Source organism: Bifidobacterium sp. W8110, assembly GCF_016101375.1.
Lineage (GTDB): Bacteria > Actinomycetota > Actinomycetes > Actinomycetales > Bifidobacteriaceae > Bombiscardovia > Bombiscardovia asteroides.
On the sequence record NZ_JACFQO010000001.1, the window covers coordinates 293,884 to 305,367 of the forward strand.

The window sequence follows — 11,484 nt, forward strand, 5'->3', positions numbered from 1 at the left end:
TCCCCGCATCCGCGGGGATGATCCCCGTGAGGCACCAGCAGGTGGGGGCCATCCTTGGTGTTCCCCGCATCCGCGGGGATGATCCTAATAGCACTTGTGCCGGTGTAGCACAAGTGCTGTGTTCCCCGCATCCGCGGGGATGATCCTGACTATCCGACGGTGCATAAACCACATCATCGGTGTTCCCCGCATCCGCGGGGATGATCCGGGGCGAGGGTGGATCCTCCCACCCCCATCGCGGTGTTCCCCGCATCCGCGGGGATGATCCTAACGCCTTTATCGGTCACCAGATAAGAATGCAGTGTTCCCCGCATCCGCGGGGATGATCCGCCACGAAACGCAACAAGGAAGGCAAGGACGAGGTGTTCCCCGCATCCGCGGGGATGATCCCTACGCTCCTATATTTACCGTCAAAACCATCATGTGTTCCCCGCATCCGCGGGGATGATCCTATGCTCAGGACGCATCAAGAGATTGCCGACTCGTGTTCCCCGCATCCGCGGGGATGATCCTCTTCCCCTCCGCCGCGATCTTCGTTCCACAGAGTGTTCCCCGCATCCGCGGGGATGATCCCAGGCCCAAAACGAACAATTCGGCAACAATCAGGTGTTCCCCGCATCCGCGGGGATGATCCCGGGTCAGCCAACAGAGCCGACGACATGGCCTAGTGTTCCCCGCATCCGCGGGGATGATCCCTTTCATACGTTGCCATAGACTCATTTTGCTCAGTGTTCCCCGCATCCGCGGGGATGATCCCCACGTATCACCTCAGATACAATCCCGGCGTAGGTGTTCCCCGCATCCGCGGGGATGATCCTGGCGCGCATACCCTCCTCCATGGCCTCGGCCTGTGTTCCCCGCATCCGCGGGGATGATCCCAACTACTATAATCCAACAAAATTCAAACCAGTGTGTTCCCCGCATCCGCGGGGATGATCCTTCGGACTGCCGATCGATCTGCCTATCGCGTTCGTGTTCCCCGCATCCGCGGGGATGATCCCTCCATCAACAATGGCGCACTGAACGAAAGCAAGTGTTCCCCGCATCCGCGGGGATGATCCAGGACAGAGGAGAAAAGGAAAACAACAACGAATGTGTTCCCCGCATCCGCGGGGATGATCCTGAGTTGGTGAGGTTTTGGTCTTGGGCGAGCTGGTGTTCCCCGCATCCGCGGGGATGATCCCCATTGGGCACCGTCAACGGAAAACTGCAAACAGTGTTCCCCGCATCCGCGGGGATGATCCGCCTGGTGGCTCACACACGCGCGAGAGGTCATCGTGTTCCCCGCATCCGCGGGGATGATCCTTCACCTGATCCAGTGTGGCGAATTTTGAATCAGTGTTCCCCGCATCCGCGGGGATGATCCTCGCTAGTACCCTCTAGATACGCTTTAGCAAGAGTGTTCCCCGCATCCGCGGGGATGATCCGCGTTTCACCGGTGAACAGATGAACGCCATCATGTGTTCCCCGCATCCGCGGGGATGATCCAGGAATCAAAAATGGAAGTGCATGAGATTGTCAGTGATCCCCGCATCCGCGGGGATGATCCCACCCGTGGATACATCGGCAAGGGCGTGATGCCGTGTTCCCCGCATCCGCGGGGATGATCCTGTCGCCCGCCAGATCCTCGCACCCTATGGTCAGTGTTCCCCGCATCCGCGGGGATGATCCTACACGATTCACGCCACAAAGGACGTTAAACGTGTGTTCCCCGCATCCGCGGGGATGATCCTCAAGGTACACCCCGCCTGATCCGATCCCATTAGTGTTCCCCGCATCCGCGGGGATGATCCCGACCCTGACCCTCGCAAGCATGACAGCGGGCGGTGTTCCCCGCATCCGCGGGGATGATCCGGAAGCGATCTCGCTTTCGCCTTTTGTCCCGGCGTGTTCCCCGCATCCGCGGGGATGATCCGTGGTCATCGGCGTCTTTGCCGGTCTGGGCAAGGTGTTCCCCGCATCCGCGGGGATGATCCGGCTGGGCTTTCCTCCAGGCAGGCCGCACGGAGGTGTTCCCCGCATCCGCGGGGATGATCCTTCAACACGTTCATGACCATGCTGGCAGACGAGGTGTTCCCCGCATCCGCGGGGATGATCCCTTCGCAACCATCGGGGCGCTCGTGGTCACCCCGTGTTCCCCGCATCCGCGGGGATGATCCCTAGGGTCATACATGCGCCCATAGGGGTTGACGAGTGTTCCCCGCATCCGCGGGGATGATCCTATCCAAGACCTCGGATATTGCCACTACGTCTGGTGTTCCCCGCATCCGCGGGGATGATCCTTGTTTGAACACATCCATGATCGCGTTGTTTCCGTGTTCCCCGCATCCGCGGGGATGATCCAGCAACCCCAAGCAGTATTTGTCGCCGGATTCCGTGTTCCCCGCATCCGCGGGGATGATCCCCACATCTCACTGGCTTTGTTGGGATACTGAGTGTGTTCCCCGCATCCGCGGGGATGATCCCTTGGCGGGTGCCATTATCTGTAATCCCGCACGGTGTTCCCCGCATCCGCGGGGATGATCCTCGCTTGGATGTCGCCCCAACTCATGCTTGTTCGTGTTCCCCGCATCCGCGGGGATGATCCGTAGGTGCCGGTGGAGGGGTCAATCTCGCCGGCGTGTTCCCCGCATCCGCGGGGATGATCCGCATCATGTGTCGGTAACATCTTTGGACAATGGTGTGTTCCCCGCATCCGCGGGGATGATCCGCCGGAGACAAACCCCGCCCCATTGGCCGAGTGGTGTTCCCCGCATCCGCGGGGATGATCCCATTTCGCGGATACGCTCTGTATATTCCGCCACGTGTTCCCCGCATCCGCGGGGATGATCCGTCGGTCGTCACCACCATCAATGATGAGCTCAAGTGTTCCCCGCATCCGCGGGGATGATCCTTCTACCGCGACGATCTCAATACTTTTTTCACGGTGTTCCCCGCATCCGCGGGGATGATCCCCAGAACCGATAGGCCCCGTGGTACACGGTCGGGTGTTCCCCGCATCCGCGGGGATGATCCACGCCACGTGTAGGCGGGCATCCGGTACAACTGGTGTTCCCCGCATCCGCGGGGATGATCCCTCCTCCCCAGTGGTCCAGGAGACAAGCCCAGGGTGTTCCCCGCATCCGCGGGGATGATCCGCGCACAGCTTTGTGCGGATATTGCAAAAAGATGTGTTCCCCGCATCCGCGGGGATGATCCTGCAGCAGATCCAGGTTTGCCGTGGCGCTGACCGTGTTCCCCGCATCCGCGGGGATGATTCTCTTGCGCAAAAGTCTACGCGCACGAGCCTGTGGTGTTCCCCGCATCCGCGGGGATGATCCCACGCTGATAATCAGCTGCTAAATCTCTGGTATGTGTTCCCCGCATCCGCGGGGATGATCCTACACCAGCACCCGGCAGACGCATACACCAACGGTGTTCCCCGCATCCGCGGGGATGATCCTAGGGTCTACTATCGGCCTGTGCCAATCGCTGTGTGTTCCCCGCATCCGCGGGGATGATCCGCGCCCGCTGCTGGTCGCCGGTCAGCACCAGCTGTGTTCCCCGCATCCGCGGGGATGATCCTTGAAAACTCTGCCACACGTCCAGCATGATATGGTGTTCCCCGCATCCGCGGGGATGATCCTGGACCGATGCCGGGGACATTGTGGGGCCACAGGTGTTCCCCGCATCCGCGGGGATGATCCTCACAAGATCGCCGCGCATTACGCCTTGCGAGAGTGTTCCCCGCATCCGCGGGGATGATCCTCCGTGGTCCGGCAGGCCAGCGAGTACACCCAGGTGTTCCCCGCATCCGCGGGGATGATCCTGCTTCCAGCACCTTGGCGGGGATGAGCATGATGTGTTCCCCGCATCCGCGGGGATGATCCTGAGCATAATGCCGCGAGCGCGGACATGGGCGGGTGTTCCCCGCATCCGCGGGGATGATCCTGTTGCTTGCTTTATAGATTGTCTTTGCGTAAAGTGTTCCCCGCATCCGCGGGGATGATCCCAACTGGGATTCGAACGCCAAAGCCGGCATCCCGTGTTCCCCGCATCCGCGGGGATGATCCCCGGATATTTGCCTACCAGTATCTCGCTCTCAGGTGTTCCCCGCATCCGCGGGGATGATCCCCACTCGGGCAGGGTGCCCAGGAGCGCCCCCTGGTGTTCCCCGCATCCGCGGGGATGATCCTTCCTGGAGACTCAAAAGTTCGACACTACTCAGGTGTTCCCCGCATCCGCGGGGATGATCCCCATGTTCGCCGGCGGCCCCTACCCGGCCGGACGTGTTCCCCGCATCCGCGGGGATGATCCCTTCACCACGAGTGCCATATCTCCAAGGTGACGGTGTTCCCCGCATCCGCGGGGATTATCCGGCTGTCGAGGGGATGCGGATCAGGATGTCGCCGTGTTCCCCGCATCCGCGGGGATGATCCAGATGGAAGAACAACCTCGAATACCCTCCCAAAGTGTTCCCCGCATCCGCGGGGATGATCCCCGATACGACAAAAATAGGATCTACATGCGGGCGTGTTCCCCGCATCCGCGGGGATGATCCGCACCACGGTGTCGTAAAAGTAGGTGCCGGTGGGTGTTCCCCGCATCCGCGGGGATGATCCCTCGGCCTCAAGGTCCGGCACGTCCACGAAAGGGTGTTCCCCGCATCCGCGGGGATGATCCCTCTGGCCGTATCCCAGCCATCAAGGTAGGCAGGTGTTCCCCCCGCATCCGCGGGGATGATGCATGTGTTCCACGCGGCCCCAGGGCATGATCAAGGTGTTCCCCGCATCCGCGGGGATGATCCTGACTTACGACAAGCAGTGGAATGAGCCAACAAGTGTTCCCCGCATCCGCGGGGATGATCCGATACGATGCCCTGTTTTGCTATATTGCGCTAGTGTTCCCCGCATCCGCGGGGATGATCCGCTATGAGGATAAGCTGATCCATCTAGCCAACTGTGTTCCCCGCATCCGCGGGGATGATCCCAGGGTGGACATGTGGCTGAAACGCGGGAAACTGTGTTCCCCGCATCCGCGGGGATGATCCTAATGTTTGCAACAGTTACGGATTCCCTCAAAAGTGTTCCCCGCATCCGCGGGGATGATCCCGACAGGACCCTGCGGTGGGTCAAGGACCGGCGGTGTTCCCCGCATCCGCAGGGATGATCCCCGATCACCGGATTGCGTGACAACTGGTAGGTAGTGTTCTCCGCATTCGCGGGGATGACCCTAAAGGACATCTAATGGATGCCTTCAGGTTCACCATTATGAGAGGAGACGACCAGAAAATGCATAAGGCTTTAATAAGCGAAATGGCATCCAGGGATTGTGCCTGCACCCGTCATGACAGCATTCCTGAGGATCTGATTGACGGCTATCCGCCGAGACACGCATAATCGAGAAAATGGGTGAAACTAAGCTCCTGGTCTGGAATTCGCTGGATGATGCGGACAAGAGAATGATCCAATCGGATTGCGTATACTACGGTACAGGCTGCGGCGGCGAAACAGAGGTGGGTTTCTACGACGTTATCGGCATAATGCGATTCGACTGGTTCATTCACGTGCTCCCACATGCTGTTTCAATCAGCAAAAGAATCGCTATAGGAGCGTCGGCGGAGAATCCATAACAACATTGTGGTTTGAACATGAGTATGATTTAAACTTGAGCGTTTGATTCTCTGAGGATGATCCGGCCGTCTATTCGATCAAGAACGAGAATACCGTGTGCTCCCCGCATTCGCGGGGATAATCCCATTGGCGGTGTGGCTGGCGTGGCAGTAGGAACGTGCTCTCAGCATCCGCGGGAATGATTCTGCAAGACATCGGATGGATGCCCTGTAGATTCACAAAGATGAGAGGAGATGAATGGCTACGGATGAGAATTTCATGAGAAAAATGGCATCCAAGGAAAAGGCCTGTACCACTTATGACCATATTCCCCAGAAGAGGATCGATGACTATGCATCAGAGCATCCTATTACTGACGACATGGATGATGTAGAGCGCAGGGTCTGGGATTCGCTGGATGATGAGGACAGGCGGATGATCCAGTCGGATCGTACATACTATGGGACAAACTATGGAGCTGGTTTCGGCGGCGATACCAAGGTGAGTTTCTACGATGTCCTCGGCATCAGGCAGTTCGATTGATGCATCCCCGGGTTCGCATATGCTGTTTCAATCAGTAAAGGGATTGCTGTAGGAGCGCCGGAGAGAAGTCATAACAACTTTATGGCTCGAACATGGGTATGGTTTGACGATGAGTGTTTGATTCTCTGGGGATGATTCGGCCGTTTGCTCGGCCAAGAACGAGAATGCTGTGTGCTCCCCGCATCCGCTGGGATTATTCTATAGGACATCCGATGGATGCCCTATAAGTTCGCAAAGATGGGAGAAGACGAATGGCTCTGGATGAAAAGTTCATGAGAAAAATGGCATCCAAGGATAAGGCCTGTACCACTCATGACAATATTCCCCAGGATCTGATCGACGGTTATGCATCAAGGCATCCCATCACCGAGAAAATGGACGAAATCGAGCGCCGGGTCTGGGATTCGCTGGATGATGAGGACAGGCGGATGATCCAGTCGGATCGCGTATACTACGGTACGAACTATGGTACAGGCTGCGGTCCCGGTGACGAGTATGTGACTTTCCGTGATGTCATTGGCATAAGGCAGTTCGATTGATGCATCCCCGGGCTCCCATAAGCTGTTTCAGTCAGTAAAGGAATCGCTGTAGGGGCGCCGGGGTGAATCCATGACCGCTTCATAGCTCAAACATGAGTGTTTGATTCTCCTCCGGCCGTGGTAATCGCATCAGTGTGCCCTATTGAAGGTTCTGTCTGCATTTCAAGGCATCCATTACCGCTTTGCAGATGACTGGCAGGGTGTTTGAACACGGATTGTCATGGTTTTAAGATGCGTATGATCGACTGGTCAGAAGACACAGCCCGGGTACTCCTCGGATACCTGCTGGATGATTCTGGGTCTGCAGCATTTTCGGTCGCAGAGATCAGGTGTCCCCCCCCCCCCCCCGTCTGCGGGGATGGACTATATCGCTTGCAGTATGGTTCTATTTATCCGCTACCACCTGGATGCCGAGTATTTTGCGAATTGTGCTTCTCGCTCCTGGGCGCGGGTGTGCCGCCCGGTATAAGCTTGTAGGCGATGTGTCCACGAGCAGCGGACTTGGAGGTGTGGTCGCCGATGGAGCAATTCGACGATGCGGATGGTGCGGAATCCGGCGGAAGCGATTCAGCTGGTTCCGCAGCCGTACCATCGCACGCGGATGAAGCGACTGCGGTGAACAAGGTTTCGGCCCATCCTGAGGCGACTATTCCGGATTCTGAATACTCGTTGGCTGAGATCGAGCAGCGACGTGCCCGCCCGGTCCGCTGGGTTGTCTTCGCGCTGGCGGTCCTCCTGGCCATCGTCATTCCTTATGGGTACGGGCGCTCGCTGGCCATCAACCATACCCAGGGCGTGCTCCACTATGCTTCGGTCCTGGATCCGCGAGGCATAGCCCTGATAGCCTGGACGGTGACCGTGCTGACCTTTATGGGCATAGGCATGTCCATCATCGAGTCGTCCTCCTGGTTCTGGCGGGTGGTCTTCGTGCTGGGCCTGGCCGCCGAGCAGCTGATCGCCGGCCTCTGCCTGCTCAAGATGAACTTCTGGTACAGCACCTTCGTCGTCTACCAGCATCAGGCCATCCTGGCCAACGCGGCCAACCTGGGCATCATCGCCGCCGGCCTGGGCGTGGCGGTCTTTGCGGTCGTCTTCGTGGCCATCCTGGTCTGTGTACGCAAGGATTCCCCCTGGAACACGCTGACCCACAGCTGGTCAGCCCTCTCCCTATTCTTCATCATCGAGCTGGCGGCCATCGCCATCGTCCTCTTCGGAGGCCTGATCACCGCGGCATGACCGCATCGACAAGCATGTCGGAGGATAGATCTGTTCCTCCTCCCATTCCCGCATCCGGTCCCATCGCTGTGTATAATGGACTTTTGGCGTGTTTCGCCCGCGGATCGAGAGCGCTTCAGCATAGGGCTGGTGCACCGCGTAACGGAAGAATGCAAGAGGAGGAGCCGTGGCTCTTACGAGTGAGCAGAAGCAGGCAATCGTCAAGGAATACGCGACCCACGAGGGCGACACTGGTTCCCCCGAGGTCCAGGTGGCTCTGCTGAGCAAGCGCATTACCGACCTGACCGAGCACCTCAAGCAGCACCAGCACGACCATCATTCGCGTCGCGGTCTGCTGCTCATGGTCGGCCATCGTCGCCGGTTGCTGGATTACCTCAAGAAGGTGGACATCAACCGCTACCGTTCCCTGGTGGAGCGTCTTGGACTGCGCCACTGATATGCATGCTTTCGCCCGGGCCTAGCGCTCGGGCGCTTTTGCATGACTGAACCAGGTACCGTCGACCCCGGGATGGGGTTGCAGAAGATGGTGCCGAATTCAAATGCAAGGCTGGTCCGCAAGGAATGAAGATAACCGGACATGGGGTTCGGCAGGACCAGACCGAAGTAGCAGGATCTCCGGCAGCCAATTGATGCCGAGCATCCTGACATCAGGTAGTAAACAAGCAGTAAACAAAAGGAGGAACCCTATGGAGGGTCCCGAAATCACGGCTGTAGAAGCCACGATCGATAACGGATCATATGGCAAGCGCACTGTGCGCTTCGAGACGGGTCGTCTCGCCCAGCAGGCGGATGGGGCAGTAGCCGCCTATCTTGATGACGATTCCATGGTGCTGTCCACCACCACCGCTGGATCCAGCCCCAAGGAGAACTACGACTTCTTCCCGCTGACCGTCGATGTGGAAGAGAAGATGTATGCCGCAGGTAAGATTCCTGGCTCCTTCTTCCGTCGCGAGGGTCGGCCCTCCAACGAGGCCATCCTGGCCTGCCGGTTGATTGACCGTCCCCTGCGTCCCCTCTTCCCGCACACCCTGCGCAACGAGGTCCAGGTTGTGGAGACCATCCTGGCAGTAAACCCCGAGGATGCCTACGACGTACTGGCCCTGAACGCGGCCTCCGCTTCCACCCTGATTTCAGGTCTGCCCTTCGAGGGCCCGGTCTCGGGTCTGCGTCTGGCCCTGATTGATGGCCAGTGGGTGGCCTTCCCCCGTTGGAGCGAGCGCGAGCGCGCCGTCTTCGAGCTGGTTGTGGCCGGTCGTGTGGTCGAGGGCGGGGACGTCGCCATCGCCATGATTGAGGCAGGTGCCGGAAAGAACGCCTGGAGCTTGATCTATGACGAGGGCCAGATCAAGCCCGATGAAGAGGTTGTCGCCCAGGGTCTTGAGGCCGCCAAGCCCTTCATCAAGGTTCTGTGCGAGGCCCAGAGCGAGCTCAAGGCCAAGGCCGCCAAGCCCACCAAGGACTTCCAGCTCTTCCCCGAGTACACCGACGAGCTCTATGAGCGCATCGACCAGGTGGCTCATGCCGACCTGGACCAGGCCCTGTCCATCGCGGAGAAGCTGCCCCGTCAGGATCGCATCCACGAGATCAAGGAGAAGGTCCGCGAGGCTCTGTCCGACGAGTTCACCGACATGGACGAGACCGAGAAGGACAAGGAGCTGGGCAACGCCTTCAAGGAGCTTCAGCGCCAGATCGTCCGCCGCCGCATCCTGACCCAGGACTACCGCATCGACGGTCGTGGCCTGCGCGACATCCGCACCCTGTCCGCCGAGGTGGACGTGGTGCCCCGCGTGCATGGCTCCGCTCTCTTCCAGCGCGGCGAGACCCAGGTGCTGGGCGTCACCACCCTGAACATGCTGAAGATGGAGCAGACCATCGACGCCCTGTCCGGCCCCACAACCAAGCGCTACATGCACAACTACGAGATGCCCCCCTATTCGACCGGCGAGACCGGCCGCGTGGGTTCGCCCAAGCGTCGCGAAGTGGGCCATGGCAACCTGGCCGAGCGCGCTCTGATCCCGGTGCTGCCCAGCCGCGAGGAGTTCCCCTACGCCATCCGTCAGGTCTCCGAGGCCATCGGCTCCAACGGGTCCACCTCCATGGGCTCCGTCTGCGCCTCCACCCTGTCCCTGCTGGCTGCCGGCGTGCCCCTGAAAGCCCCTGTAGCGGGCATCGCCATGGGCCTGGTCACGGGTGAGGTCGACGGTCGGCCCACCTACAAGACCCTGACTGATATTTTGGGTGCCGAGGATGCCTTCGGTGACATGGACTTCAAGGTCGCTGGCACATCCGAGTTCATCACTTCCCTGCAGCTGGACACCAAGCTGGACGGCATCCCCGCCGACATCCTGGCAGCCGCCCTGCAGCAGGCCAAGGAAGCACGGGCCACCATCCTGGACGTGATCAACGAGTGCATCGACGGGCCTGCCGAGATGAGCCCCTATGCGCCACGCATCATCACCACCCAGGTTCCGGTCGACAAGATCGGCGAGGTCATCGGCCCCAAGGGCAAGATGATCAACCAAATCCAGGAGGACACCGGTGCCGACGTCTCCATCGAGGACGACGGCACGGTCTACATCGCCTCCGAGGGCGGCGAGGCTGCAGCCAAGGCCAAGGAGGTCATCGACCAGATCGCCAACCCGCACGTGCCCGAGGCGGGGGAGACCTTCAACGGCAAGGTGGTCAAGATCACCAGCTTCGGCGCTTTCGTCAACCTGACACCGGGCACCGACGGACTGCTGCACATCTCGCAGATCCGCAACCTGGCCAACGGCGAGCGCATCGACTCCGTGGAGGACGTCCTCAAGGAGGGCGACACCGTCGAGGTCATCGTCCAGGGTGTGGACGACCGTGGCAAGATCTCCCTGGCCATTCCCGGCTTCGAGGACCAGGAGTCCGCAGGAGGCCGTGATCGCGGTGGCCGCACAGACCGTCGTGACCGTGGCGGTGATCGTCGTGAGCGCAGTGGTCGTGGCGACCGTGATCATCGTGATCGCCGCAGCCGTTCCTCCGACCGTGAGGATCGGTATGAGGCTCCGCGCCGCTCTCGTTCAGAGCATGAGGATCGCTACTACGACGATGAGGACCAGGAGAATCGTCCCCGGCACCGTCGTCAGAGCCGCGACCGTGACTATGAGGATGGCGGAGACTGGTTCGAGGACGAGGACCGTGGCTCCCGTCGTGACCGTCGTCGGGTCTCCCGCGATGATGACGAGGATCGTGGCGGCCGGGGCCGTGGCGAGCGTCGCGGCCGTGGCAGCCGTGCCGAGCGTGATGACCGCGGTGATCGTGGTGGCCGTCATGAGCGTCGCTCCTCCGGACGTGGCGGCTATCGTGGTCGCAGGGAGAACCCGCGCTATGCGGCCGACGAGCACTACGACGAGTACCGGGCCGACCGGGAGGAGCGTTCCGAGCGTCCCCGTCGTCGCGTGCGCAGGGACTTCGACCCCTTCGACAGTGAGGACTGATTCCCGCTGATGCCGGATGTTGATTGATTCGGTGTCTTCCGACAGGACCCCGTTCTAATGGGCGGGGTCCTGTTTTGTCTGCAGACCCTTCCGTGAGAGAATTGGGGA

The 11,484-nt window shown here is 60.2% G+C and carries 5 protein-coding genes and 1 CRISPR repeat array (1 of these 6 only partly in view); all 5 genes read left to right on the forward strand.

Going from position 1 to position 11,484, the window contains the following annotated elements; all coding sequences use genetic code 11:
* Window positions 1-5,212: a CRISPR direct-repeat array (repeat unit 28 nt; unit sequence GTGTTCCCCGCATCCGCGGGGATGATCC) (it extends 2,689 nt beyond the left edge of the window).
* A 637-nt stretch (window positions 5,213-5,849) separates the two neighbouring features.
* The 5 genes from H3T88_RS01170 (at window position 5,850) to H3T88_RS01190 (ending at window position 11,376) form a co-directional block, all read left to right on the forward strand.
* Window positions 5,850-6,134, forward strand: a complete 285-nt coding sequence (locus H3T88_RS01170) for a hypothetical protein (RefSeq protein WP_198203269.1) — start codon at window positions 5,850-5,852, stop codon at window positions 6,132-6,134.
* A 281-nt stretch (window positions 6,135-6,415) separates the two neighbouring features.
* Window positions 6,416-6,673, forward strand: coding sequence for a hypothetical protein (locus H3T88_RS01175; RefSeq protein WP_232347054.1), 258 nt, complete (start codon window positions 6,416-6,418; stop codon window positions 6,671-6,673).
* Between the two features lie 519 nt (window positions 6,674-7,192).
* Complete coding sequence (locus H3T88_RS01180) at window positions 7,193-7,909, forward strand: hypothetical protein (protein ID WP_198203270.1); 717 nt, start codon at window positions 7,193-7,195, stop codon at window positions 7,907-7,909.
* A gap of 166 nt (window positions 7,910-8,075) precedes the next feature.
* Window positions 8,076-8,345: a 30S ribosomal protein S15 gene (rpsO, locus tag H3T88_RS01185; protein ID WP_015022424.1), complete on the forward strand. Its 270-nt coding sequence runs from the start codon at window positions 8,076-8,078 to the stop codon at window positions 8,343-8,345.
* A 250-nt stretch (window positions 8,346-8,595) separates the two neighbouring features.
* On the forward strand, window positions 8,596-11,376 hold the full coding sequence (locus H3T88_RS01190; protein ID WP_198203271.1) for a polyribonucleotide nucleotidyltransferase: 2,781 nt from the start codon (window positions 8,596-8,598) through the stop codon (window positions 11,374-11,376).
* The last annotated feature ends 108 nt before the right edge of the window (window positions 11,377-11,484 follow it).

Bases quoted from the DNA above. Each gene is read 5' to 3' on its own strand.
- H3T88_RS01170 (WP_198203269.1), top strand. From the start codon at position 5,850: ATGGCTACGGATGAGAATTTCATGAGAAAAATGGCATCCAAGGAAAAG.
- H3T88_RS01175 (WP_232347054.1), top strand. From the start codon at position 6,416: ATGGCATCCAAGGATAAGGCCTGTACCACTCATGACAATATTCCCCAG.
- H3T88_RS01180 (WP_198203270.1), top strand. From the start codon at position 7,193: ATGGAGCAATTCGACGATGCGGATGGTGCGGAATCCGGCGGAAGCGAT.
- H3T88_RS01190 (WP_198203271.1), top strand. From the start codon at position 8,596: ATGGAGGGTCCCGAAATCACGGCTGTAGAAGCCACGATCGATAACGGA.